The organism is Arthrobacter sp. OAP107 (assembly GCF_040546765.1).
Classification (GTDB): Bacteria; Actinomycetota; Actinomycetes; order Actinomycetales; family Micrococcaceae; genus Arthrobacter.
Window position 1 is genome coordinate 2596172 of sequence record NZ_JBEPOK010000001.1, and the last position, 22769, is coordinate 2618940.

Annotated in this window: 29 protein-coding genes and 1 pseudogene; 16 read left to right on the top strand and 14 right to left on the bottom strand. The window is 61.6% G+C overall.

Translation table 11 applies throughout. The features are described 5' to 3' along the window. Positions 1-262: 262 nt before the first annotated feature. Together ABIE00_RS12175 and ABIE00_RS12180 are read right to left on the bottom strand one after the other, a co-directional pair. Positions 263-739 (bottom strand): GNAT family N-acetyltransferase, encoded by a 477-nt coding sequence (locus tag ABIE00_RS12175; protein WP_354260537.1) that lies wholly within the window; start codon positions 737-739, stop codon positions 263-265. 37 nt (positions 740-776) lie between these two features. Next, positions 777-1235, bottom strand: a complete 459-nt coding sequence (locus ABIE00_RS12180) for a GNAT family N-acetyltransferase (protein WP_354260539.1) — start codon at positions 1233-1235, stop codon at positions 777-779. A 592-nt stretch (positions 1236-1827) separates the two neighbouring features. On the opposite strand from ABIE00_RS12180, the gene ABIE00_RS12185 reads away from it, so the two are divergent. The 3 genes from ABIE00_RS12185 (at position 1828) to ABIE00_RS12195 (ending at position 4035) form a co-directional block, all read left to right on the top strand. Next, a complete protein-coding gene (locus ABIE00_RS12185) occupies positions 1828-2238 on the top strand; it encodes a GNAT family N-acetyltransferase (RefSeq protein WP_354260541.1) in 411 nt (136 codons plus the stop codon). Positions 2239-2308: 70 nt separating this feature from the next. After that, positions 2309-2689, top strand: coding sequence for a thioredoxin (gene trxA, locus ABIE00_RS12190; RefSeq protein WP_354260543.1), 381 nt, complete (start codon positions 2309-2311; stop codon positions 2687-2689). Positions 2690-3408: 719 nt separating this feature from the next. Then, a complete protein-coding gene (locus ABIE00_RS12195) occupies positions 3409-4035 on the top strand; it encodes a TetR/AcrR family transcriptional regulator (RefSeq protein ID WP_354260545.1) in 627 nt (208 codons plus the stop codon). Positions 4036-4322: 287 nt separating this feature from the next. Here ABIE00_RS12195 and ABIE00_RS12200 read toward each other — a convergent pair whose 3' ends face one another. Continuing rightward, complete coding sequence (locus tag ABIE00_RS12200) at positions 4323-4985, bottom strand: RNA polymerase sigma factor (protein WP_354260547.1); 663 nt, start codon at positions 4983-4985, stop codon at positions 4323-4325. 453 nt (positions 4986-5438) lie between these two features. Here ABIE00_RS12200 and ABIE00_RS12205 point away from each other — a divergent pair, with 453 nt between their 5' ends. The 8 genes from ABIE00_RS12205 (at position 5439) to ABIE00_RS12240 (ending at position 10282) form a co-directional block, all read left to right on the top strand. Beyond that, positions 5439-6359 carry a ferritin-like domain-containing protein gene (locus tag ABIE00_RS12205; protein WP_354260549.1) on the top strand — a complete coding sequence of 307 codons (921 nt, stop codon included), beginning with the start codon at positions 5439-5441 and terminating at the stop codon, positions 6357-6359. Positions 6360-6472: 113 nt separating this feature from the next. Then, complete coding sequence (locus ABIE00_RS12210; RefSeq protein ID WP_354260551.1) at positions 6473-6826, top strand: hypothetical protein; 354 nt, start codon at positions 6473-6475, stop codon at positions 6824-6826. Positions 6827-6949: 123 nt separating this feature from the next. Continuing rightward, positions 6950-7375: a peptide-methionine (R)-S-oxide reductase MsrB gene (gene msrB / locus ABIE00_RS12215; RefSeq protein WP_354260553.1), complete on the top strand. Its 426-nt coding sequence runs from the start codon at positions 6950-6952 to the stop codon at positions 7373-7375. Continuing rightward, the gene (gene msrA / locus ABIE00_RS12220) at positions 7372-7884 is read left to right on the top strand and encodes a peptide-methionine (S)-S-oxide reductase MsrA (RefSeq protein WP_354260555.1); all 513 of its coding nucleotides are present in this window, start codon (positions 7372-7374) and stop codon (positions 7882-7884) included. The genes msrB and msrA overlap by 4 nt, the downstream gene beginning before the upstream one ends. Positions 7885-7940: 56 nt before the next feature. Further along, positions 7941-8525: a sulfite oxidase-like oxidoreductase gene (locus tag ABIE00_RS12225; protein ID WP_354260557.1), complete on the top strand. Its 585-nt coding sequence runs from the start codon at positions 7941-7943 to the stop codon at positions 8523-8525. After that, positions 8522-9247 (top strand): ferredoxin reductase, encoded by a 726-nt coding sequence (locus ABIE00_RS12230; protein WP_354260558.1) that lies wholly within the window; start codon positions 8522-8524, stop codon positions 9245-9247. Before ABIE00_RS12225 ends, ABIE00_RS12230 begins: the two co-directional genes overlap by 4 nt. Continuing rightward, positions 9247-9534, top strand: a complete 288-nt coding sequence (locus ABIE00_RS12235; RefSeq protein WP_354260560.1) for a DUF6510 family protein — start codon at positions 9247-9249, stop codon at positions 9532-9534. The genes ABIE00_RS12230 and ABIE00_RS12235 overlap by 1 nt, the downstream gene beginning before the upstream one ends. 13 nt (positions 9535-9547) lie before the next feature. Further along, on the top strand, positions 9548-10282 hold the full coding sequence (locus ABIE00_RS12240; protein ID WP_354260562.1) for an RraA family protein: 735 nt from the start codon (positions 9548-9550) through the stop codon (positions 10280-10282). 250 nt (positions 10283-10532) lie between these two features. On the opposite strand, the gene ABIE00_RS12245 is transcribed toward ABIE00_RS12240, so the two are convergent. From ABIE00_RS12245 to ABIE00_RS12255, 3 genes are all read right to left on the bottom strand, one after another. Further along, positions 10533-10925, bottom strand: a complete 393-nt coding sequence (locus tag ABIE00_RS12245) for a GNAT family N-acetyltransferase (protein ID WP_354260564.1) — start codon at positions 10923-10925, stop codon at positions 10533-10535. A 432-nt stretch (positions 10926-11357) separates the two neighbouring features. Further along, positions 11358-11486 carry a hypothetical protein gene (locus ABIE00_RS12250; RefSeq protein WP_354260566.1) on the bottom strand — a complete coding sequence of 43 codons (129 nt, stop codon included), beginning with the start codon at positions 11484-11486 and terminating at the stop codon, positions 11358-11360. Then, positions 11483-12007 carry an SDR family NAD(P)-dependent oxidoreductase gene (locus ABIE00_RS12255; protein WP_354260568.1) on the bottom strand — a complete coding sequence of 175 codons (525 nt, stop codon included), beginning with the start codon at positions 12005-12007 and terminating at the stop codon, positions 11483-11485. The genes ABIE00_RS12250 and ABIE00_RS12255 overlap by 4 nt, the downstream gene beginning before the upstream one ends. A gap of 153 nt (positions 12008-12160) precedes the next feature. Between ABIE00_RS12255 and ABIE00_RS12260 the strand changes: the two genes are divergently transcribed. Together ABIE00_RS12260 and ABIE00_RS25960 are read left to right on the top strand one after the other, a co-directional pair. Further along, positions 12161-12622, top strand: a complete 462-nt coding sequence (locus ABIE00_RS12260) for a DUF5709 domain-containing protein (protein WP_354260570.1) — start codon at positions 12161-12163, stop codon at positions 12620-12622. Positions 12623-13131: 509 nt separating this feature from the next. After that, positions 13132-13365: a DUF7793 family protein gene (locus ABIE00_RS25960; RefSeq protein WP_502914214.1), complete on the top strand. Its 234-nt coding sequence runs from the start codon at positions 13132-13134 to the stop codon at positions 13363-13365. 512 nt (positions 13366-13877) lie between these two features. Here ABIE00_RS25960 and ABIE00_RS12265 read toward each other — a convergent pair. The 5 genes from ABIE00_RS12265 to ABIE00_RS12285 all read right to left on the bottom strand — a co-directional run bounded on the left by ABIE00_RS12265 (position 13878) and on the right by ABIE00_RS12285 (position 17349). Next, positions 13878-14789, bottom strand: a complete 912-nt coding sequence (locus ABIE00_RS12265; protein WP_354260572.1) for a zinc-binding dehydrogenase — start codon at positions 14787-14789, stop codon at positions 13878-13880. 31 nt (positions 14790-14820) lie between these two features. After that, the gene (locus ABIE00_RS12270) at positions 14821-15201 is read right to left on the bottom strand and encodes an MmcQ/YjbR family DNA-binding protein (protein ID WP_354260574.1); all 381 of its coding nucleotides are present in this window, start codon (positions 15199-15201) and stop codon (positions 14821-14823) included. 61 nt (positions 15202-15262) lie between these two features. Beyond that, positions 15263-15910 (bottom strand): nitroreductase family protein, encoded by a 648-nt coding sequence (locus ABIE00_RS12275; RefSeq protein ID WP_354260576.1) that lies wholly within the window; start codon positions 15908-15910, stop codon positions 15263-15265. 79 nt (positions 15911-15989) lie between these two features. Next, on the bottom strand, positions 15990-16814 hold the full coding sequence (locus ABIE00_RS12280; protein WP_354260578.1) for an isocitrate lyase/PEP mutase family protein: 825 nt from the start codon (positions 16812-16814) through the stop codon (positions 15990-15992). A 1-nt stretch (position 16815) separates the two neighbouring features. Beyond that, the gene (locus tag ABIE00_RS12285; protein WP_354260580.1) at positions 16816-17349 is read right to left on the bottom strand and encodes a carboxymuconolactone decarboxylase family protein; all 534 of its coding nucleotides are present in this window, start codon (positions 17347-17349) and stop codon (positions 16816-16818) included. 112 nt (positions 17350-17461) lie between these two features. Between ABIE00_RS12285 and ABIE00_RS12290 the strand changes: the two genes are divergently transcribed. Further along, positions 17462-18100, top strand: coding sequence for a TetR/AcrR family transcriptional regulator (locus tag ABIE00_RS12290; protein ID WP_354260582.1), 639 nt, complete (start codon positions 17462-17464; stop codon positions 18098-18100). Between the two features lie 863 nt (positions 18101-18963). Here the strand turns inward: ABIE00_RS12290 and ABIE00_RS12300 are convergent. Beyond that, positions 18964-20289: a serine hydrolase domain-containing protein gene (locus ABIE00_RS12300; protein WP_354260584.1), complete on the bottom strand. Its 1326-nt coding sequence runs from the start codon at positions 20287-20289 to the stop codon at positions 18964-18966. Between the two features lie 183 nt (positions 20290-20472). Between ABIE00_RS12300 and ABIE00_RS12305 the strand changes: the two are divergent. Next, positions 20473-20698 (top strand): annotated as a pseudogene (locus ABIE00_RS12305) (LLM class flavin-dependent oxidoreductase); the annotation flags it as partial. 335 nt (positions 20699-21033) lie between these two features. Continuing rightward, entirely contained in the window at positions 21034-21243 is a 210-nt protein-coding gene (locus ABIE00_RS12310) for a hypothetical protein (protein WP_354260586.1), read from the top strand. Between the two features lie 90 nt (positions 21244-21333). Here ABIE00_RS12310 and ABIE00_RS12315 read toward each other — a convergent pair whose 3' ends face one another. Continuing rightward, positions 21334-21633 carry a DUF4193 domain-containing protein gene (locus ABIE00_RS12315; RefSeq protein ID WP_354260588.1) on the bottom strand — a complete coding sequence of 100 codons (300 nt, stop codon included), beginning with the start codon at positions 21631-21633 and terminating at the stop codon, positions 21334-21336. A gap of 491 nt (positions 21634-22124) precedes the next feature. Beyond that, positions 22125-22646, bottom strand: a complete 522-nt coding sequence (locus ABIE00_RS12320) for a TetR/AcrR family transcriptional regulator (RefSeq protein WP_354260590.1) — start codon at positions 22644-22646, stop codon at positions 22125-22127. Positions 22647-22769 lie beyond the last annotated feature (123 nt).

Here is a 22769-nt window from a genome sequence, read left to right on the forward strand (position 1 = left end):
ACCAAGTGCGATTGCCACCATTCGACCTCTCAACTGGAAAATTCGGCACTTCTCTAACAGTTCTCGTTCACTCCGCTTCGACTTAAACGGAATCTTCGTGGTCTTCATGACCCTGGCCGACCCGGTTTGCCGTCTTGCCGTTGGCTCAATCGGGTTGAAGGCGGCAGCGAATTCGCCGAGACCGCTCTGGTGCCGGTGTTCGTCCGCCGCTGACAATTCCGGACGCGTTGGACAACTTGGCCCAGGTCTCAGCGTCGGACGGCTAAGTCATGTCATGCTCAAACGCGGTGACGTGCTCGTCGTCGTCCTGGCCGGCCGCGGGTTCGTGCTGGGGGTAGGCACCGGAGCCGGGATGGACCTTGTCGATGAGACCCAGGTATTCCGGGTTGCGGGCAATGAACTCGCCCACGAGCGGGCAGATGATGGTGATCTTCTTCCCGCTCTCGCGGATCTCGTCCAGCACCCGAGCGACGAGTTCTGTCGCCACCCGATGGTTGCGGTAGGCATGGCTGACCCATGTTGAAAGCAATACGACCCGGCCGCCCACGAAACGATATGTGAGCTCCCCGATCGCCTCAGCGCCGAGGGCGGCGATCCACCGGCCCCGCCCCGGATCGTTGATTACATCGAGCTCCCAGCTGGACTCCACCTCACCGGGAGCCTCGGTTTTCAGGGTATCGATGAGTGCGGCGTTCCTCTCTTCACGGTTGGTCTCCTCCGCCTCGATGTTGGTCGTCACTGTCACACTTTCTGTCGGGAAGCCCAGAGGGCTGGGTTTAGGATCGGTGTGACCCTCTGAGCACTCCCGGGTGCTTGGGGTCGATGAGGTCGGCGTACTGGGGGTTGTGCTCGATGAAGGTGCGCACGATCGGGCACATGATGGTGACCGTTTTTCCTTGTGCGCGCACATCATCGAGGACGCGTCGGATCAGCTCGGTGGCGATTCCCTGTTTACGGAACTCGGGGAACACTGACGTGGCCAGCAGCACGAGTCGGTCGTCGTCGACGACGTTGTACGGCAGGCCGGCGATTTCGTTGTCCCCGACGATGGCCTCGTAGATGCGGGTTTTCTCGTTGTTGACGAGGTAGAAATCGAACGCAGGGGCATGGGGATCATCGATTACCTCATCGATGAGGCCGGTCTGGTCCTGGCTGAGGGTGCCCATTCCGTCGGGATATCCGGCGGCGTCCGGGTACTCAAAGGCATAACGGGTTGGCTCGGATGGGTCGGTCATGCAGGTGTCCTTTCGCTGATTGACTGTACGGGAGGTATCCCTACGGACGGATGAGGATGAACGTCTTCCCCTTGACCTGCTCGAGCGAGCTGAAACGGGGGTGAATCCTACGCAATGAACCTGGGTAGGACATCCTTCCCGGCCCGCATCCCGCTACGGCCGCTGCGGCAGCCTTGACCGGTCACTGCAACTGCCGTCACCATGCACTCCTTGTATCCAGCCCTTGCCTAAGCGGCCTTTTCCACCGGCATTTCTGGGTCCGCAAGGTTAGTGGCACCAAATCGAGATGTCTTACCACGCACGTCGATAAAAGTCTGGCCCCTGGAAGTGGCTGCCATCTTCGACCCCATGGTTGGGATCTGAAGCATCTTCGGGAGAGAAACGGTCGGACGGGAGGCAATCAGAGTCGGAAAGGCAGTCTCCTGCCCGCGACCCTGGACGGTCAGTTCCGGGAGCCGGGTAAACGACCGATGCGAGTCGTGGCACATCCAATCTGCAAAGCGAATCGCGATGGAGATTGCTGGTAAGACGGCGCGAAGAACGGACGCATATAAGTAGGTGCAGCCCACAATCGGAACGATAAGGAGCCGGCATGGCGGGTACGGCTGAGAGCATGGTCTTCCCTGCCGGCAGAGAGCAGGACGGTGCAGACGCGGATCTGTCGGCAACAACCCCGCCCGATGCGGAAGAGCTCGTCATCACCGAAAACAGCGCTATCGGCATCTATGAAGCCGTGTTGGGAGGCGAGATCGTCGCCGGGGTCATTTACAGTAAAGCGCTCAACCGGGTCGCACTGCTGGCGACCTCCGTGTTCCCAGCGTTCCGAGGCAAAGGGATCCCTGCAAAGCTCCTCAGCGGCGTCCTTGACAGGCTGCGGGCGGAGGGAGCGACCGTCACTATCTCCTGTCCATTCGCGGCAGAAATCGTTGGCGCCCATCCCGAATATGCCGATGTTCTCGGCTTGGCTGTCCCGGGCAACAACAGTATAGGGCCCGGGCATTGAGCCTACGCCCGAACGTCCAGGGCACGTGAAGACCCCTTTGTTTGGCACCCGTATCGAGGAGAGGAACATCATGACAACCATCGAGCTCACCGACGACAATTTCGAGACCACCATCAAGGACAACCACATCGTCCTGGTTGATTTTTGGGCCCCGTGGTGTGGGCCTTGCCGGCAGTTCGGCCCAATCTTTGAGCGATCTGCACAGGATAATCCGGACATAGTTCACGGCAAGCTCGATACCGAGGCCGAGCAGCGCGTAGCGGCGGCCGCAGGGATCACGTCCATCCCGACTCTGATGGCGTTTCGTGAGGGTATCCTGGTCTTCAATCAGGCCGGCGCCCTTCAGGCCACGGCTCTCACGCAGGTCGTAGAGTCCGTCAAGAACCTCGACATGCGCGGGGTCCGCGCAGACATTGCCGCCCAAAATAATAAGTCCGCGTCGGAGAATTGATGTATCCGGAAGGGGAACGCGTCCCTACATCGACAAGCCCCTTTCGGAGCCGGGGAAGGCAGCGAAGGGCGCATGCGCCCGCCTTGTCGGAGGAAGGCCTACGGCAGGGGCCGGCTTGGACCGAAAGCGAATCATCAAACTGCGCGTGGCCACAACGGATTCAGGATCAAGAGCTTGACGCCATGGTGTGAGGAATTGCCGGATGCGGGAGGCAAGGCCATCCGGGCCGATGCGGAAAGAGGATGGATGATGACATACTTTGCGGAGGTCTTAGCCCGGGAACGGGCTTGTCTGGCCGGAATCACTGACCGGGCTATGCTGGCACGTTGGCGCTGTCGCGTCGTCGAGGAGATCATGACCCCGCAGTCGCCGTACGCGTTGGCGTTGCGGCAGACCGGGGATGTGCGTGACCGCGCCGACTTCCTCGATCAGTGGCGCGAGCTCCTCGCCGAGACGGTGGGTCGTTTACTGTGCACAAGCGTCACGAGGGACACCCCCTGTGCTTTCCCGGAGAGCCCGAGGGCCGATGTCGACGCTCAGAAGACTGCTGTGCTGATTCTTGCGGCGCTTCATGGAGGCAGCACTCTGAGTCAGCTTGCACAAGACCCTCGGCCCCTCAACGCCGCACTCGACCTCGCACTCGTGTCTTTTGAGGCAGCCGAGGACATCAGCCCCGCAAGGACGGGAACGAGCAGTTCGATAAGTAACATGGACTTGTGATGACAACCGTTGACTCGCGCAGTGGCCGGCGCCTGACGGCGCGCGGTGAAAAGACGCGGGCAAAGATCATCGCCGCAGCGGCCGACCTGATGTATGTCCAGGGCGTGGGGGCTACCACGCTCGACGACGTTCTAATGGCCAGTGGAGTGAGCAAGTCGCAGTTGTACCACCACTTCGCAGGCAAAGACGAGCTCGTGCGGGCCGTCATCGATCATGTAGGCGAACGCATCATCGAGCGTGAGCGCGATGCCCTCGGTCATGTCGCGACGATCCCGGGCCTGCGACGCTGGCGCGATGCGTTGGTACAGAACAACGCCTTACGGCATGGCGCCTACGGCTGTGCGCTCGGTTCGCTGGCCTCCGAGGTCTCCGATCAAGACGATGCCGCCCGCAGGGCCGTGTCTCAGCTCTTTAGTGAATGGCAGGGGCTGCTGGCAGACGTGTTGCGCAGGCTTCAGGACGGTGGGGCGCTTCCGCCGGAGGCATCGATCGACCAGCTCGCGACCGGACTTATGGGCGCCGTCCAGGGAGGATACATGCTGGCACAGACCGCGCGCGATGTCACACCCATGGCAACATCAATTGACATGGCGCTTGCGCATATCGAGAGCCTGTCCACTGAATGAGTTTCACTTCCAGCCAGGCAAACAGGTAAGGCTGAAATTCTCGCCCGAGATTCAGTTCGAGCTCACGCCTGCTCTACCTTGTCTCGGTCCTGGGCTATCGCGCAGTAGCCGCACGTAATCGTGATGCAGCGGCATCCGCTGCTGGAAGCGCGGTGTCGGTCCGGGGCGGTACCCCGGCACCATCGGCTCCGGCCTGCAGTGGGTGGACATAGACCTGAAGAACAGCCATCACCTCATCACACCACCCGAGGTCATGCAGATGGGTGTCCGCGACCTGCTCGAGCCACTCATGCCACCTGGACATGAGCTTCCGACTTCGCCTGTTCAATAGGTTGGGCAGTGGTCTGCTCCCCTTCCAGGTATCCGTTAGCGATCAGGTAGGCGCGGATTTTGCGCCGTGCATCGAAAACGGTTTTGTATATCGCGCCCCGATTCGAGCCGGACCGGGACACCATGGCGTCCATGGACACGCCGTTGATCACGATGGCGACGAAGACGTGGCGCTGGTGAGCGGTCAATGTCTCGTTCATTGCGCGCTGCACGGCCGTGATCAGTTCCCGCTGCTGTGTCTGGGCGAGTGGGTCGGTAGCTGTCAACGCAGGGAGTTGTTCCCAGTCTTCTGCATCAAGAGACACGGATGGCCGGCGCCATAAGTGGCGGCCGAATTTATTGGAGACCTCCAGCGCGACAAAGCGGTACGCCCAGGTCGTGAATCTGCTGTCCCCGCGAAAGGTATCGAGTTTCTCCAGGAGGGAAACCATCGCATCATTGGCGGCCTGATGTGCGAGGTCGTCGAGCTCCGGCCCGTCGATGCGGAAGCCGGGTCCACGTCGATACGTCTCATGGAAGGCGACCCTCAGCAACATCTTGTGCAGGCGTGCCAATGCCGCGTCCCGTTTCGTTCCGGCATCGCCAAGTGCGGTCAGCCACAATGAGGAGTCCATGTCCATGTCGTTAAATCCAAATTCGGTGAGGGCGCCGTCTGTCGTTGGTGGTTCAGCACCGGCACAGTCGGCTCTGCTGCGGGCGGCTCCTGCGGCTCGTCGTCGAGCTGCGCTCGTGGTTTGGCCGCTGAGGGTGGGCCCATTTGTCGATCACGCAGAAAAGAACTATTTAGTCCAGAATAGTCTGCCGCCGACCCCACGGCAAGCCCCCCGTTCACTCTTGCTGGCTGGACTTGGGCGCACTCATAAGCGCGTAACGCGAAGCGCTATCAGGGAGTTGACCGGCTTGCCCGTGCGGGCATGGACTCTCGCCGCAGGCCTTCCATAGCGCCTCCGGAAAACATATTCTGGACTAAATAGTCCTATAAGGGGTAAAACTGTAAGAGTGTTTCGGCAACCGATTCGAGCACGCAGGGCTTTGCCTCCGGCACGGCCGTGTCATTTGACAAGGGAGTCAGCATGTCTGAGAACCGCTTTATCAGCGACGCCATCAACGCCAGTGCGGAGACCGCCGAGGACCGTGTGAGGCTGACCGAAATAATCGGCCAAACCGCGACCAGTGCGCCGCCGGCTACGACAGCCGAGGACGGGCCCAGCGATGCCTCGATCCTGAACTTCGCGCTCAACCTTGAATACCTTGAAGCCGAGTTCTACCTTCGTGGCGCAACGGGGCAGGGACTTCCCGAGGACATGATCGGAGGGATCGGGACACCCGGCCAGGTGTACGGTGGCCGGCAGGTTGATTTCCGCAGTCCCTTGATCAAGAACATCGCCCGGGAAATCGCCATGGACGAGCGGGCCCACGTCGCGTTCCTCCGGGGCGCACTCGGAGATGCGGCCGTTGCACGCCCACGTATCTCTCTCGACCACAGTTTCACTGCCGCAGCCATCGCTGCCGGGTTGATCAAGCCCGGGCAGACCTTCGACGCCTACGCCAACGACCGCAACTTCCTCTTCGCCGCCTTCCTCTTCGAAGACGTGGGAGTCACCGCTTTCAAAGGCGCGGCGCCGTTCATCTCCAACAAGACATACCTGGACGCAGCAGCAGGCCTGCTGGCCACAGAGGCCTACCACGCCGGGATCGTGCGGGCCACGCTGTTCAGTGAAGGGCTCGCGGACGACTCCGTGTTCGACGTCGTGCACAAGATCTCCGCGGTCCGCAACGCAGTCAGCGGCCCCGCAGACGATGACCAGGACCTCGGCACCAGAGACGTGGCCAACCTCGTTCCCACCGACGAATACGGCCGGACCTTTGGCCGAAGCGCCGCGCAGATCCTCAACATCGTCTACCTCGACCCCCAATCAGGTACCTCCGGCGGCTTCTACCCCGATGGGCTCAACGGAAACATCGTTCACGGCACCGGGCCGACCGCGGACTAAACGGCTGCCGTCGCCAAGCAGCGGTGCCGGCGAGCTACCTAATCGAGTGACCGGTGCAACGGCCGGCCGGCCTGGATGCCCCAGAGCGACACACCATTCGAAGGGAACATGACATGTCAAACACTGCGAGGCCTGGAGTCAAAAGCGGAGACCGCATTGACGCAGGCGACATAGCGGAAGCGCTGACAAGAGCACCATTCACCTACACGGACGGGGCAACCCAAGTGTTCGCCCGCGGCGGCCACACCACCTACACCGAGGACGGGCACACCACCTCCGGAAAATGGGGAGTCGATGATCAGGGGCACTTCTGGTCCTTCTGGCCACCGACCTATCGCGCAACCTATGACGTCTTCTGGATTACAGATGCAAATGCTGATGCTGTCGGCATCCGATTCACCGACCTCAATCGCGGAGTGAGCTCTGAAGGACGATACATCTCCAAGCCCCTGTCCTCTCCGGGTTGATCCCCCTAACACTCCGCTCCATCGATCATGCCCGCTCTTGGGCTTAGTCCGATCTGAAGACCACCCGCAGAGAAAAGAAGGAAGCCATGTCCACCCCCGATTACCGCAGAGATCCCGGCAAAGTTGCGAAACTTACCCCCCGAGCAGTACAACGTCACCCAGAAAGCGGCGACCGAGCCGGCGTTCCGGAACGAGTACTGGGACAACCACGATGCCGGCCTGTACGTCGACATCGTCTCCGGAGAGCCGCTGTTCACGTCCCTCCACAAATTCGACAGCCGCACCGGTTGGCCCAGCTTCACGATGCCGATCGACCGCAGCAATATCGTCCTCAACGAGGACCGCAGCTACGGCATAATCCGAACCGAGGTGCGTTCCAAGCATGGTGACAGCCACCTCGGTCACCTGTTCAACGACGGCCCCGCCGTCGACGGCGGTTGGCGTTACTGCATCAACTCGGCCGCGTTGCGCTTCATCCCTTTGGACCAGCTCGAGTCCGCCGGATACGGGCAGTTCCGCGTACTCTTCGCCACGGGGGCAGAATCATGAGCCGCGAGCACGCGATACTGGCCAGCGGCTGCTTCTGGGGCGCCCAGGAGTTGCTCCGGAAGAAGCCGGGCGTGATCTCCACCCGCGCCGGATACTCAGGCGGCAACACGCCAAACGCCACCTACCGTAACCACGGTGACCACGCCGAAAGCGTCGAGATCGTCTTCGATCCAGACATCATCTCCTTCCGGGACGTGCTCGAGTTCTTCTTCCAGATCCACGACCCTTCCACCCTGGACAGGCAGGGCAACGACATCGGCCGCAGCTACCGCTCCGCGATCTTCTACACCAGTGACGAGCAGAGACAGGTCGCCCTGGAGACCATCACAGATGTCGATGCGTCCGGACTTTGGCCCGGAAAGGTCGTCACCGAGGTCGAACCGGCCGGAGATTTCTGGGAAGCCGAGGACGTACACCAGGACTACCTCCAGAAGTACCCCGACGGCTACACGTGCCACTACGCCCGCCCAGGATGGAAGCTCCCCCAGCGTGAGAGCCAGACCGCGTAAACCCGGTCCCCGGCCAGCAGGCCGTGAGATCCACGTGCCGATCCGTTGAAGGAGAAATGATGGCAGTTTTCGGAGGTCGCCGCCGCGACGACAACCCCGCGCTCCCGCCCGGGCAGTACCTGACGGAGTCGTTCCCTGTGCTGTCGGCAGGCCCGACCCCGTCGATCGATACACAGGACTGGGAGTTCTTCATCCACACCGAGGCCGCGCACACCCACCAGTGGACCTGGGATCAGTTCATTGCCCTCCCGTCCGAGGACATCACAGCAGATATCCATTGCGTGACCAGCTGGTCCAAGTTGGGCGCGGGATGGAGAGGCGTGGCACTGGACACCCTGTTCGCTGGGGTCGAGACGGGTTTCGATTTCGTGATGGCCCACTCCTACGGCGGTTACACTACCAACCTTCCACTGGAGGATCTCCTCAACGGTCGGGCCTGGATCGCCTATGAGTACGACGGCGGCGAAATCGACCCCGAACATGGCGGCCCGGCACGCCTCCTGGTGCCCCACCTCTATTTCTGGAAGAGCGCCAAATGGATACGGGGACTAGTCATGCAAAGCGGGGACAAGCCCGGCTTCTGGGAGGAGAACGGCTACAACCTGCACGGCGATCCTTGGCGGGAAGAGCGCTACGCGTGAGCCGGCGGACCAACGCTTGGCTCACCGGTAGCCTCGCGCGTGCACACCCGCTGACCGCTTCCGCGCGCAGCATCACCTTCGCGGTCCCCGGCTGGCCGGGAAATGATCCAGGGCATCACGTCGATGTCCGGCTCACGGCGCCGGACGGGTATCAGGTTGTCCGCTCTTACTCTATCGCCAGCACTGGTACCGGTGAGGAGATTGAGCTAGCCATCGACCGGCTGCCGGACGGTGAAGTCTCCCCCTTCCTCGTCGACGACCTCGAACTCGGTGACACCGTCGAACTCCGCGGTCCCCTCGGCGGATGGTTCGTGTGGCGGCCGGAACAGACCCAACCAGTCCAACTGATCGCCGGCGGCTCCGGTGTCGTGCCATTCATCGCGATGACCCGCGCTCACGCCAGTGCCGGCAACTCCATCCCCATGCAGCTGCTCTATTCCCTCCGCGCACCCTGTGACGCGTTTTTCCGTGACGAACTGTCCCAGCCCTCAGCGACCGCTCCGACAACCTGGCACTACACCCGTACGGTACCGCCGGGATGGTCCCGCTCAGCCGGACGGCTCACCGTTAAGGACCTGAAGAGCGAGACTCTGCCGCCGGAACAAGTACCACTCACCTACATTTGTGGCCCCACCGGATTCGTCGAAACAGTCTCTCGCGCCCTCATTAGCCTTGGGCACGCAGCCGACAACATCCGCACGGAACGATTCGGAGGAATCTGATGAACCACCTCGACGGCAACGTTCTCGCGGGCCCGGGCATGGGTCTTTTCGCTTTCGACCCGACCACGACACAGTGTCAATGTCAGTCGTGTGCCGATATCGCTACGCTGGGCCAAGCCATGGTGTACGGCCAACCAATGGGATTCGTGGCCCGCTGCCGCTACTGCGACAACGTACTCGTCGTCATCGTCGAACACGCCGGGCAGAAATCCCTCAACATGCGCGGACTCCGCTGGCTACGGGTCGGCGACGAGGCAAGAAACGACCGAATTTCAGCCGGAGATTAAGAGGAGATCCAATGTGCGCCGAGAACTTTACCGGGTTCGCAGGAGGAACCCTTCGCCTCAACCTCAACGTCAAGTCGGGGCAGCATTGAGGAACTTTAGCAATAGCCGAAAGGTCGCAGTATCCTCGGCAGCGCTGACGGATGCGCTCGGCCGCCTTTCTGCCCATCGGGCACATGTCCTGGACCTAGTGTCGCCCACGCCAGGGCGCGTATTGCAGGGAACAGCTGTGACCATCCGGTTTATCCCCTTTCGGCAGGATGTTTTCACCGCACAGGTGAACAATTTCGCCCGGTTCTTCTATGAGGCGGTTCCTGCTCATCCTGAAGATACTGTGCTGGTAATGGACAGCGGTGGTCATCCCGGTACTTCGGTGGGTGGCGGGACGAAGTTTTTCCGATTGCAGAATCAGAAACTTGCCGGGCTCCTCACAGACGGCCGGCTTCGGGATTTCGGGGAGCTTGAACAATACGATCCCGTCTTCTACTGCAGCGGCGAGACCGTGAAGGCAGGAACGGCTGATCTGATGCCCGTTGCTGCCAATGTACCCGTTGTTATTGGAGGTGTAACTGTACTTCCCGGCGACTTCGTGTACGCGGACGCAGCAGCCGCGGTGATCATCCCATCCACGCTAGTTGACGAAACATTTCGGCTCGCCGCAAGGATTGAACTGGAGGACGCTGCCTCTTTGACGAGTATCCGCTGCGAAGACCCCCGTGAGATTCGTATTAGTGGTGCGCAGGAACCCTGAGCTGTGCCCCGTTCCCGTGGAGATCAGAACATTAGCGCTCACGCTCGGGCGCAGCAGATGCCGCTCCGGCACCTGACACGGGCGCCAAAATCGACGAGGACAATGCCGTTGTCCTTGATGGTGCTCGCGAAATTTCGTCCATGAAGGTCAACCGTCCTCATGAACCTCAATGGCACGGTCATCTAAGCGTCCATCACCTCCGACGGTCGCTTACCCGGACATGATGTCGGGTGCACTGACGCGCCCACGCCTACCCTTTGGTGATATGACCCGGGACAGTCGAACCAACAACATCGGCATACTCGGGATGTGCGCTGACGAATGCTGCCGCTAATGGACAAGATGCAGCGACGGTCTCGCCCTGCATCCGCAGCCTGTCAAGGACGCTGCCGAGGAGCCAGGCGGCGATCCCCTTGCCGGGGAAAACGGATGTCGCCCGCAGTGTCAGATGGTTACCCGCTTTGCTGTAAACGACTCCAGCGACGGCCTCACCCCCAGACACGGCCTCGTATATACAGCCCTCGCTGTTTTCGGTGATGATGAGGTCTACTGCATGGGGCGTTATCATTGCGGGCCGGTTCACCTCAGCGTCACACCGTTCGATGCCGGTCAATCTGACCATGCCCTCAGCCTTTCCTGCCATGCTGCCTCCTAATCATTTCTCCTATCGGCCCTCAGGAGCGCCCGAACGCCGGATCAAGCGTTTCTTCACCTACTCGACGACGATCTCGAGCAGAGCGTTGGCAGATCCTGCTGAGTGACCGGACCCCAGAGCCGTACCTGCTGATGAAGCCGCCGCAGGCCCAGCATCTATGCCTTGCGGATCCCGACGATGGTTCATCCCGCGCGGTCTTGTGGACGCCCACCCTGCAATCCTGTTCGGCCGCGAGATCGCGACTTTGGACTTCGAGAGCAGCTTTTCGTGGCTGCGTAGGCATTACCGCCGACCATCGAGCGGGGTTGGCCCACGACGCTCGACGAAACGGAGCAATGACCTTGATACCAAATGCTTGCCGCAGCAGTTTGGGGTTGACTGTGGCGCTGGCACCTAGGAATTCGACAGTGGCCGCCTTGCTCACAGCCCGCGTTCGTTCTGTGAGATCGTCTCGGTGCCTTTGCCTTGCTGCCAGGCGGTAAAATCGGCCAGCGACATAAAGCAGTAGTAGTCGCAGTACCGGGCCTGCTGCCGCTCCTCGTGGCTCATTCCGTCCCGCCCACCTGCTCGCAGCGCATGCGCGAGCAGTTCTCAACCCAGGCGCCAATGGCGGCCGTGGCGCGCCCCCGCATGCGGTCCGCCGTTGGCGATGGTGTTGGGAACCTCGTACCAAAATATGAGGTCAGAGTCTTCGGGCTTGTGGACCGCATTGACGGCCTCTTCCAGATCGTTCCACGCACCGGCGGACCGTTATTGATCAGAACATCGGCCGGACCGCCTGACAGCATGTCGCCGACAGCGATGGTGTGTTCTGTGTCATCGGTCAGATCGGCAGTCATCACACGAACCTCAACACGCGGCGCACAGGCCCTGATGGGGTTGCCGATCTCGTCGAGCCGGTCGGCAGTACGGGCGAGAATAATCACACTGGCTCCGACCTTAGGTGACGACGGTACGATCGCTGCGCCGGTGCCCCGGCCAGCGCCGGTGATCGGTGCGTTCCTGCTAACAAATCCAGCTGTCACTTGACGGTTCCTTTCACGCAATGTGTGCACCCCCTCACCCTGCACCTACATCATCTGTGTCAATCTGTCGCGCCGTCTTACCAACAACCTCAAATGAGTGTGCCCGCCGACCAGGTGTGCGAAACTGCCGCCAGCCTTGTAAGACGAAGTGGTTTGGCGCCGCTAACTCGTCAAGAACTTGATGAGAGGCGAGCGAATATGACCAACACCGATGGTGGCGACAATTTCGAGAATCAGGCCGAGAATTTCGGCTTGCTTCCGCCCGACGAGAGCCTCGACACCGATGAACTGGGCGACGATATAGACGAAACCGGGTACTCCCCGTTGGATTGGCGGCCTGCCGACCTCTCCTGGGGCTTCACACTGCGCGAGGCGCGGTCCCGAGAGCCTCTATCCGCCCGGCTTGCCCGAGAGATTCCCGACGAGACAGAAGAAGTTCTCGGAGACGGTATTGGAGACACCACGGACACAGACGGCGAGGTTATCGACGATCAGGTCGGTTCAGTCCGAGCTGGCCGACTGACGTGGGCCTTCTCAGAGAGCTTCGACCCGGCAACGGATTACTGGGCGGACGACAACGGCATTGACGGTGCCGGTGCATCAGCGGAGGAAGCAGCAGTCCACATCGTCCTGGATCAAGAGGATCGGCGCTGGCCGTGAACAATGGGCCGAATAGGAGAAATTGTCCCCCGGCATGCATGGCGCCGCCCGCAGCCATTCAACGGCGGCGCGTGGGACCGGGAAGACCGTTGATGCAGACACCGGGTCGGCCCCGCCGTCCGGGATACCGGCCTATGAATACGCCCCAGATGCGCGCCAAGCCGGGGGCGCCAATAATGGCGCTATGAGAACACGAGAAGGTCGTACTCGAGCAGTTCGAACAGCAGTTCAGAATCCGTGTCGGGGTCCCTGGTTTTGCCATAACGATCATCGGAGGGCGTGTCACCTTGCAGCCCGCCTCGGGAGGCAGTAACAAGGCAGCTGACCCCGCCGTTGCGCGGGCGGACGAAGGGCCAGATGCGCAGTCTCGATATCGCCTCTAAGGGCACTATGGAACTAGCTGACGGATTCCTGCGGCTGCGGTGGAGAGAAGGCGCGACAGTAGGAGGGGACGAAGCTCAAGCAGCACTGGCTGCCATCGAGGCGCTGGGCCAGGGCGCGAGCCTTCGATGCTCATCCATATTCAAGGAGTCAATTTCTCACGAGCTGCGAGGCGAATCCTTCCTTCAGCCTCGCAGATTTCCCGGACTGCCCTCGTGGGGTCATCCGCGGTGGATTACGTTATTGCCCTTTTCGTATTGCATGTGGTCCCGTTGCCATTCCCCAGCAGGTACTTCACTTCCTCCCAGGAAGCAATAACATGGCTTCGCAAGCCTCCCGAACGACCACTGCCCCTGCGATGACTAGGCTGTGGGAGGAACCTGTGGAACGAGTTCGTGCTTCCCCGATCGCTGACATTAGCACCTGTCACAGAAGCAACTATCGGTATGGGTGAGGCACGGATGTTGGATACGCGGTGGATGAATCAGGCTTTGAGGCTGAGTTACATCGCCAGCTGTTGTCAGGGCGCCTGATACGGGAGGATTTAGCCTGTGGGCGGAGCTCCGGCTTGTTCTAGGGCGCCCGCCAATCACAACATGTGACATCGCCGCCCCGGCCCCAAGCGGATTTCATCAGGCTCTTGGACTATTTCGACGATTATCTCGCCACTAATCCGGCGCCAACGTCCGTACTTCAAAGTCAAATGCTCGGCATGCTCATGACCCGTGCGACCGGTGGCAGACCGCCCCACTTCCGCCGGGTAATTGCAAATGGTTCTATGGAGGTGAAGGGCCAGTGAGGTTGAGCAGATCGTCCTCGACAACGCACACCAGTGCGATCAGTGGGAATGGGGGGCTCGCGGTGGGGATGAACCTCAGAATTCGAGGACGTGCTTTATCCCGCCTGAGCGGCCTTCCGCGACCCGATTCGCGATCGGGATGCCGTCCTTGACGGGCGTCGCCTGGACCTCGAGTCTCAGCTCGCCCGCGGCAGCGAGTGCAGCGAGCTCGTCGAGTGCCTGCCCGTCAGGCTGCACGTACAGGTTCGAGGTGGTGATTCCGGGAACTGAGTGGGGGGCGTCCGACGTGATGCAACAGAGCCTGCCGCCGTCGACAAGAAGCCTCATCGCGTCTTCAGCGGTGCCCGTTGCGGCGATAAGGACGGAGTCGAATCGGCGAGCGGTCTTGTCCGCCCACCCTTCGACGTGGGTATCGATGACATCATCGGCGCCGAGTGCGCGAAGCTGATCGGCGTGAGCGGGTCCCGCGCCGGCGACGACCTCAGCGCCCCGCAGATGTGCCAGTTGAACCGCGAGTGAAGCGGTTGGGCCGGAAGCTCCGACGACGAGCAGGCGGGTGGAGGCGTCGACCTGGAGCTCGTCGAGAGTCTGCTGGGCGGTGAGCCCGGCAACCGGCAATGCTGCCGCTAACGCCGGAGCCAGGTTCTCAGGCAGCAGTCCGATGTGCGCGGACCTGACAAGGACCTGTTCCGCCCAAGTGCCGCTGCCGCCCGGAAGAGGTGCCTCGTGTACGACCACAAGGTCGCCCGTGCGGAACTCTATCTCGTCTGGGCCGGTCTCGGCGACACGGCCCACGGCTTCGACGGCCAGCGCTGCCGGCGGTACGAGATTCACGTCCCATCCGCCTGTATGGAGTAGAGCATCCCACGGGCCGATGCCTGCGGCGACCACGTCCAGGATGAGCTCGCCCGCCTCCGGCTGACGGGGGTGAGGGAGATCGAGGATCTCGAGTCCGTTATTCGCGGCTCGAACACCAAGTCCATTCATGTTTTCTCCTTCTGCATTGACGAACGTCAGTTCATGTTGTCGTTTTATGCGCCCGGTTCACGGGGCGCGCGGATCTCGGCAGTTTGTCGACCACGAGCTGGTACGAGTGGGTGACGAGCTCCATCACCAGGTCACTATCGAGGCCCGGTCCGCCTGCTGCCGTGATCCAGTGCTTCTTGTCCATGTGGTAGCCGGCCGTGATCTCCGCGTATTGCTCACGTAGCAACAGAGCCTCTTCCGGGTCGGCCTTGACGACCAGGACCGGGTGACCCGGCATGTCGGTCATGAGCATGAAGACCTTGCCGCCCACCTTGTACGTTTCCCACTCCGGGCTGACACGGTGCTCCACCGTCACCTCCGGCAGCCCGCTCGCATACTCGTTCGCTATACGCTGCAGCTCCTGTCCCTCCATGATGCCTAGCTCCTCTGCTGCCGTGTCGTCGATAGGTTCGTCATGGGCTGGGCGGGGCAGTTCAGGCGAAGGTGAACAGACGCTCGGGCTCGAAACGGGAGACCGGGGTTTTGTACTGCTTCGCCTCGTCGGGGTAGCCAAGCGCCAGTAGCACGGTCGTGGTGCGTCCGGTCTCACGGATGTTGAAGGCTTTGTCGACGGTGACCGGGTCGAAGCCTTCAAGTGGCATGGCTTCGACGCCGAGTTCAGCGGCTGCCATCATCGTCAGACCCATCACCATATAGGTCTGCTTCTCCATCCAGTGGTGCGTGTCCTTGTAGGTGTAGTTGCGCAGATTCACGAAGTCGCGGGTCATGTATTCCCATCGCTCCTGCTTGGCGAGGTCCGGGAACCGGCCGTCAACCCGCTCCTTCGCGAACACCGATTCGAGGTGATGCTCGGGCACGTCCGCCCGCGTGGTCATGATGATCGTGTGCGAGGCGTTGAGGATCTTCTCCGCGTTGTCGGCGAAACGTTCGCCGAGGTTGGCGGCCAGCTTCTCCTTGCCCTCTCGTGTGGACAGAACATAGAAGTGGTTGGGCTGGATGTTCGTCGACGTGGGCGCCGAGCGCAGGAATTTCAGGAGCTTCTGAATCGTCTCCTCCGTGATGGTCTTGCTGCCGTCGAAGTAGCGGCTCAGGTGCTTGTTCATGATCTTGTCGAGATCCATGAGTAGTCTTCTTTCGTGATGAGAGTGATCGAGGCGGAATGCAGAATCGGTATTCGGAGTCAGGCCAACCCGGTTAGGATCAGGTCACGCGGCGGCTGAGCAGGGTGCCCATCCGCTCGAAGTCCATACCTGTCGCCGCGGTCGCGAGGTCGCCGCGCAGGAGCGCACCGACCGCATCGTCAAGCGCGCCCATCGCGTGAGCGTACAGAGCCGGGCCAAGGCTGATCCGGCTGACACCCGCCGTGCGCAACTCGGCGACGGACCGCACCGCATCCGCCGGCGAGATAAGAACGTTGACTGGAGTTGGTGCGACCGCCGCAACGATCGCGACCAGCGAATCCAGGTCGGGCGGAAATGGCGCGTGGACCACGTCGGCCCCGACCTCGGCGAAGGCGGTGAGGCGGCGGATCGTGTCGTCCAGATCGGGTAGCCCCTGCAGGAAATTGTCCGTGCGCCCGGTGACCACGATGCGGCCCTTCGCCGCCGTGGCCGCCGCGCGCACCCGGGCGACTGCCTCGTCGAAGTCGCGCATGGGCCGGTCGGGATCGCCGGATGTGTCCTCGATCCCGATGCCTGCCAGCCCGTTCTCGACCGCAGCGTTCACCGTGGCCGCAACGTCCTCGGGAGTATCCCCATAGCCGTCCTCGAAGTCGCCGTTGACAGGCAGGCCCGTCAGGCGAGCGAGCAAGCCTGCATGCTCGAGATGCTCGGCGCGGCTGACCTGGTGTCGCCCGTCCAACCGGCCGAGCGACGCTGCGAGGGCAAAGGAGGACGTGGCGATCGCCTCGAAGCCCGAATCGGCGAAGAGCTGCGCCGAGAGGCCATCCCACGCGTTCGGCATCACGAGGCCAGCCTCTCGGGCGTGCAGGGCCATGAACCTCTCGTAAATCTCAGAACCGGACATGTCAGGCGGTCTTCGTCGTGATGGCGGGGATGTCTATGACTGTCTGGTTGACGTTGTTGAGGTAGTTGGTGAGAAGTGACACTACCGCGGTGGTGACGATCGCGAGGATCTCCGCGTCGCTGTATGCGGCGCCACGTATGGCTGCGAGGTCGGCATCAGCGACTTGTCCGCGCTTCTCGATCACCTGCTGCACGAAACGAGCCACGGCGGCGCGGCGGGGATCGGTGGAGCTACCAGTGAGCGCGAGCTCGATGTCATCACCCGCCATGCCCCCGAGCTCCGACGATGTATAAGCGTGCAGAGCCTGGCAGTAGTCGCAGTCATTGGACCGTGAGACGGCCAGCGCAATCGTGTGCCGGGTCTTCGCGTCGAGGAGGCGGCTGACGTTGCTTTGCAGGGACATCACGATCTCGAGCACGGCGGGGTTGGCCGCCAGCATGTTGAACATGCCCGGCGCAAACCCGAAGTGCTTACGGACTCCGTCGAGGATGCTCCTCGCCCTGGCGGGCACGTCTTCGAGGGCAGGAACGGTCAATCGGGACATTGTGTGGGAACCTCCAGGTATCGGTTTTGGACTATTTCGTCCATAATGGAGTGAATACCACCTAAAGTGGGTTGTCAAGCCCATTATTTGCTACGGTTACGGCATGGAGATCAGCATGAACTCTGAGGGGCCGCAGAAACTCACCAAGAAGGGCCAGTCCACGCGTACACGCATCTTGCTCCACGCCGCCGACCTGATCTACACGAACGGCGTCCATACGACGAACAACAAGCTGCTCCGCAGCGCCGCCGGCGTCAGCGGTTCACAGCTCACCCATTACTTCCCGAACAAGGAGAGCCTCGTCCTCGGCGTAATCGACTGGCAGGCCAGCAAAGTCCTCGAATTCCACCGCAGCGAACGCTTCGCGGGTTTCGACACCATCGACGCTTTTCAGGACTGGGCGGATTTCTATATCCTCTCCGGGCGCCCGTTCGAGGACGGCTGCAGCCTCGGTGCCCTCGCGAGCGAGATCGTCAAAACCGATCTCGACGTCCATGGCGAGCTCGCACGCGTTTTCGAGGAGTGGCGAGACATCTTTCGAGAAGGACTCGAGCGGATGCAGCGGCTCGGCCGCATCCACGCGTCGGCCGACCCCGCCCGGCTGGCCCACATGTTCATGTCCGCCTACCAGGGAGGCGCGCTCCTCGCTCAGATCGCGGGTGACATCGCACCGATGCGAGACTCGCTGTACGCCGCCGTTGACCACCTTCGGACGTTTGCGACGCCGCGGGACGGCACCTGACGCGGCTGGCGGACGGCTTTTGCACGGGGCAACCGGAGGGATCGACAAACAGGTCTCCTACTCCTATCCCACTCCCCGAAAGGCATGACTACACCCCAACCTGACATCAGGAGCCTGTTGGACTTTCGGGTGCAAGCGGGCGAAACGCACATTGGATCCACCGGCAATTCACTTTCATCCCGCTTCAGACTGCCACCGTGAACGAAACTCAACGAACCACCACCGAACCGCTGTTCGAAGCTGCATACGAAGCCGCACAGAAGAGCCTCCGGGAGGGCGGCGTTCACATCGGAGCTGCATTGGCCGGGGGCACGCGCGCTCTGGGACCCCGAGACAATCCAGTTCTTCGATGACCAGGGCACCCACATCACGTCCTACCCCCGCCCACAGGCCGGGACCAAAACAGTCGGAAACGGCAAGCCCCCAGGACGCACGCTGAAACAACCCACAACCGTCACCAATGTCCTGACACACCAAATGTCACCGATGTCCTGATACAGAACCGTCACCCATGTCCCGAGACATCACAAACCGAATCCGAAGCCCGGGGTGTGCACATTGTGCACACCCACTTTTTGACCTTTTCGGCCGCAACCCAAGCGGGTGCAGTAGTCAGTTGGGACCTTGGAGAATCCTCTCGACCGCCCACCGTCATTCCGCCCTGTGTCGCGGCATTCCCCGTGCTCAGCCGGACTCCTTATACGACCTTCTTGAGCGTTGACGTGCCCGGTAAGCCGAGGACTAGATTCAACGAGCGTCATAGTGTTGGGAGCTCCTTCAGGCATCCCATGGGCGAAGAAATGGAAGCGCCCTAACCGGGACCCTGCAGACAGGAAGGCCGCGGGCGACGCCGCGCCTGAGGTTCACCGCGTAGCTGGACCTGTCGGCGCTGCGCCGTAGAGGTCCCCGATGATGGCCTTGGCGATAGTCGATGCCGGGTCCCGTCCGTCCGGTGACGGGGCAAGGTTGGTCCACACCACCAAGGTCACGTTGTTCCGCGGATCTCTGCCCATGAAGGTGTTGTAGCCGGGGAGTTCGCCGGTGTGTCCGTAGAGCGGGCCGAACTGGGCCAGTGCCATGCCGTACCGCGCAGCGTCTGGGTTGTCCGGGTCGATCGGCGAAAGGCTGTCCATGCGCTTCTTTTGAAGGTCCGGCTTGAGCAGCTTGCCATCGGTGAGGCCCTCAGCCAAGGTCATGAGGTCGCCCGCCGTGGAGACGCCCTGCCCGGCGGCCCATGTCCATGAAGGGTTGGCGTTTGTGTAGTCATTCGGTTTCAATGTGCCGTCCTGTGCCTTGGCGATCAAGTCCGCCGGAAGCCTGGTCGTGGACAGGGTGAGGAGGTTGTCCATGTACATGTAGCCGCGGGAGAACGGCTTGGGAAGGTCCGAAGAGTCTGACGCCGGGAATGATGTTTGTTTCAGGCCGAGTGGTCCCAGGATCCGGTCGCGCACGATCTGGCCGAAGCCCTTGCCATCGCGTTTCTCGGCTATGAGCCCCAGCAGAACCGTGTTGGTGTTCGAATAGTGAAAGCCTTCGCCGGGGCCGAAATATGCGGGCAGCGGCAGGGCGATCGCTACGAGTTGCTCAGGCGTCCAGACCCGTTGCGGCGTGGTATCGAGGGCCTTGTTCAGCTCGTACGACTCTGAGTAGTTGTAGATTCCGCTGCGCATGGTCAGGAGTTGTTCGATGGTGATGCTGTCGCCGTTCGGTACGTCAGAACGGTACTTCGAAACGGGATCCTCAAGCTTGAGTTTGCCTTCCTGCACGAGCTGCAGGATGACAGTCCCCGTCCACGTCTTGGTGACGGAGCCGATGCGGATGTGGTCTTCGAGTGAGACTGGTGTTGACCCGCCGGCGCTCGTCACGCCGTACGTGAGGCTGACGTCGCCTTGAGTGGTGCGGAGCATCATGGCCGCTCCCGGTACGAGCAGCTCCTTGGCCAAAGTCCGGAAAGTGTCCTGGACCTTGGCTTTGTCCAGTCCGCCCAGAGTCGCCGATCCTGTCTTTACTCCCGCCGTCGTGCCGGTAGATGAAGCGGCTACCGATGGCCGTGCAGTGGGCGACGCCGGCGCCTGCGTTGGCGTGGACGTGCACCCGGAGATCGCCAACGCAGTTACGGTTGCGATGCTGAGCGCGATGAGGGGGCGGAAGGCGCCATGGCAATTGTGATTGTGCCTGCTACTGGTCACGGTTGACTCCCCGGCGACGCTGATATTGCGCTCAACGTACCCCAGTGGCGTCGCGAGATCTACCCCTTCCCCGAACCTAAAGACATGAGGCAACAGACGATCACCACCTAACCCTCGGCACCCAAAGCCACGCCTTGGGTAAGGCCCATAACCATCTTCAAATGTCATTTGAGCAAGCCCTGATTCCTCCCTGTTTGGCCGTTCGATCCGAAGGATCCCGCCCAGGGATCACCAATCCACATTGCAGATCATCGACCTTGGCGACCGGCTCGGATCCGACAGTGCCTGGCCGTGCCACCGCCATCTGCAGTTCGAAATCTCCTCCCCCATCGCGATGATGTCCGCCGCCAGCCAGCGCACCTCCCGGACCGAGCTGGGAACGGTTATGACCCCGCTGGGCTGGGAAAACCACCGTGGATCTGCTGGCGGGGACGAATCAATCCGAGGCTCATAGGGCTCCGAATTTGCCTGTGCCATAAGCCGTGGGACATCTGCCGTGAAGGGCGATGGGAGCACAGTGAACCACTGTTGGCCGACTAACCGCTGGTAGCGGTTAGGGTTACGGACTCACCATTATGGCGATCCAAAATGCCCGGGGGAGTGCCTGCAAATATTGCTGATTCCGGGCATTTTTCAGGGGAGCTTTCTCCCCAAGGTGCCGGCCGTTGCACCCATGGACGCTTTCCGCAGGCGGGCGTTACCGTCGAGGCGGACGCAGAAGTTCCAGGGAGGAAGGGCGGCACCATGAGCAGTCCCGCTACCGAGAATGAAGTCCGGGCCGCCGTGGACCGGGCCACCGACGAAATGATCTATATCGGTCCGGACCATCCCTACTACCCCTTGCTCGCGGGCCTGGTGTCCGCGGTCGGAAAGGCGTGGCAGCAGGGGTTTGAGCAAGGCATGCGTGGCAGCCGCGAGCCAAACCCCTATACGTGGGCGCGGCGCGACGAATAACGGTTGCTCCGCGAGGTCCTGGACAGCGGGGTGAATTCCTCGCAGATGCTGTCCCGGATGCGCTCCGGGACAGCCGGTCAGTAGTGGGGCTCAGCCCTCACATTCGACACAGTAGGCATGGCCGTCCCTCTCGCGCGCCTTCTGCGAACGGTGGCGGACCAGGAAGCACGAGTAGCAGGTGAACTCATCGTCAGCCTGCGGGATGACCTGCACGACGAGTTCTTCGGCAATGAACTCGCCGCCGGGGGTCAGGCCGTCGAGGGCGTCAGCTTCGTCGAGCTCTTGAACCACAGACTGCGCGTCCGGTGCTTTGGCGGACTTCAGGGCTTCAAGTGAGTTTTCCTGGGACTCCTTGACGTCGGTGCGCAGTTCGTCGTAATCGGTTGCCACGGGAGTGCATCTCTTTTCTGTTGGGGGTTTACCGGTCCTGCAACGTACAGGACACGGTAAGAATTCCCCAAAAGCAGTGGGAACAGCCCCACGCCCAAGCTTTACAAGGTCCTAGCTGGCCGACTCGGCCAATGGAGGCACTCTGAAGTAACGGAATCTCGATTATCGGCATTTGAATATTCGTTACCGAATGAGAGATATGCGCGTATGTGACGCCGGAAAGCGTGCGGGATTCTGGCCCGGCTTCACCAGCAGGTACCCGCACCAGTTCCGCAGCTTGCTCGATGTGAGACTGGGGATGCTATGGCCACGGTCCGCCGGATGCCAGCAGCCGTAGCAGTTACTCGGATCCGTCAGCCATACCAGCACCAGGCTTTCGAGGATTCTGAAACCCCTAAAACTGGGCCGGTCTAAGAAATTCCAAGCTTTTCTCGAAGCTGCCCGAGCGAACCTCCAGTGCCCGCCAGGTCTGATGGCGCATGCTCTCGACGTCACAGGCCGTCGACGATGCCATCAATGACAGCGCGGAATCTCTCCGGCGTCCCGCCTGCCTTGACGAGCACGCTAAGCCCGACCACGGCGGCCAGTAGTTCGCTGGCGGTCGTCTCGGCGGCCTGATCCACGCTGAATTCTCCAGCCTGTTGTCCCTTCGCAATGGCTTGCCGAAACACGCCTTCAATCTGGGTGAAGAGGTGGTCCGCGATGCGGTTCACTTCATCGTCGGCGGTGCCCAGCTCCGCGGCAGCGTTGACCATGACACAGCCCCGCCGGTGCTCGCCCACGCCGGCCAGGACAGCCATTGCCTCTTTGAGCCGCGGCCGGACAGGCCCGGGCGAGGCGAACATGTCACTCAAGAACTCCAGCCGCGTCTCGCTGTAGCGCTCCAGGGCACGCATGAACAGCGCGTGCTTGCTCTCAAAAGTGTTGTAGAGGCTGCCTTTCCCGATCCCCAACTCGCTGGCCAACTCTTGCGGCGTGGTGCCGGCGTACCCCTGACGCCAGAACAGGTCCATCGCCCTGTCTACAGCCTCAGCAGCCTCGAACTGCATCGGTCTACCCATAGGAAAAGCCTAACCCCCATGGTATTGTACTTCAAGGTCAAAAACCAGCCCAAGCAATCGCCGGGGTCTTCCTGC

Coding starts and splice junctions, on each gene's coding strand:
- ABIE00_RS12235 (WP_354260560.1), top strand. CDS start 9,247: ATGAACCACCTCGACGGCAACGTTCTCGCGGGCCCGGGCATGGGTCTT.
- msrA (WP_354260555.1), top strand. CDS start 7,372: ATGAGCCGCGAGCACGCGATACTGGCCAGCGGCTGCTTCTGGGGCGCC.
- ABIE00_RS12270 (WP_354260574.1), bottom strand. CDS start 15,201: ATGGAGGGACAGGAGCTGCAGCGTATAGCGAACGAGTATGCGAGCGGG.
- ABIE00_RS12195 (WP_354260545.1), top strand. CDS start 3,409: ATGACAACCGTTGACTCGCGCAGTGGCCGGCGCCTGACGGCGCGCGGT.
- ABIE00_RS25960 (WP_502914214.1), top strand. CDS start 13,132: ATGCTCATCCATATTCAAGGAGTCAATTTCTCACGAGCTGCGAGGCGA.
- ABIE00_RS12310 (WP_354260586.1), top strand. CDS start 21,034: ATGAGCAGTCCCGCTACCGAGAATGAAGTCCGGGCCGCCGTGGACCGG.
- trxA (WP_354260543.1), top strand. CDS start 2,309: ATGACAACCATCGAGCTCACCGACGACAATTTCGAGACCACCATCAAG.
- ABIE00_RS12320 (WP_354260590.1), bottom strand. CDS start 22,646: ATGGACCTGTTCTGGCGTCAGGGGTACGCCGGCACCACGCCGCAAGAG.
- ABIE00_RS12275 (WP_354260576.1), bottom strand. CDS start 15,910: ATGGATCTCGACAAGATCATGAACAAGCACCTGAGCCGCTACTTCGAC.
- ABIE00_RS12260 (WP_354260570.1), top strand. CDS start 12,161: ATGACCAACACCGATGGTGGCGACAATTTCGAGAATCAGGCCGAGAAT.
- ABIE00_RS12245 (WP_354260564.1), bottom strand. CDS start 10,925: ATGGCAGGAAAGGCTGAGGGCATGGTCAGATTGACCGGCATCGAACGG.
- ABIE00_RS12290 (WP_354260582.1), top strand. CDS start 17,462: ATGGAGATCAGCATGAACTCTGAGGGGCCGCAGAAACTCACCAAGAAG.
- ABIE00_RS12205 (WP_354260549.1), top strand. CDS start 5,439: ATGTCTGAGAACCGCTTTATCAGCGACGCCATCAACGCCAGTGCGGAG.
- ABIE00_RS12185 (WP_354260541.1), top strand. CDS start 1,828: ATGGCGGGTACGGCTGAGAGCATGGTCTTCCCTGCCGGCAGAGAGCAG.
- ABIE00_RS12180 (WP_354260539.1), bottom strand. CDS start 1,235: ATGACCGACCCATCCGAGCCAACCCGTTATGCCTTTGAGTACCCGGAC.
- ABIE00_RS12210 (WP_354260551.1), top strand. CDS start 6,473: ATGTCAAACACTGCGAGGCCTGGAGTCAAAAGCGGAGACCGCATTGAC.
- ABIE00_RS12250 (WP_354260566.1), bottom strand. CDS start 11,486: ATGAGCCACGAGGAGCGGCAGCAGGCCCGGTACTGCGACTACTACTGC.
- ABIE00_RS12265 (WP_354260572.1), bottom strand. CDS start 14,789: ATGAATGGACTTGGTGTTCGAGCCGCGAATAACGGACTCGAGATCCTC.
- ABIE00_RS12280 (WP_354260578.1), bottom strand. CDS start 16,814: ATGTCCGGTTCTGAGATTTACGAGAGGTTCATGGCCCTGCACGCCCGA.
- ABIE00_RS12200 (WP_354260547.1), bottom strand. CDS start 4,985: ATGGACATGGACTCCTCATTGTGGCTGACCGCACTTGGCGATGCCGGA.
- ABIE00_RS12225 (WP_354260557.1), top strand. CDS start 7,941: ATGATGGCAGTTTTCGGAGGTCGCCGCCGCGACGACAACCCCGCGCTC.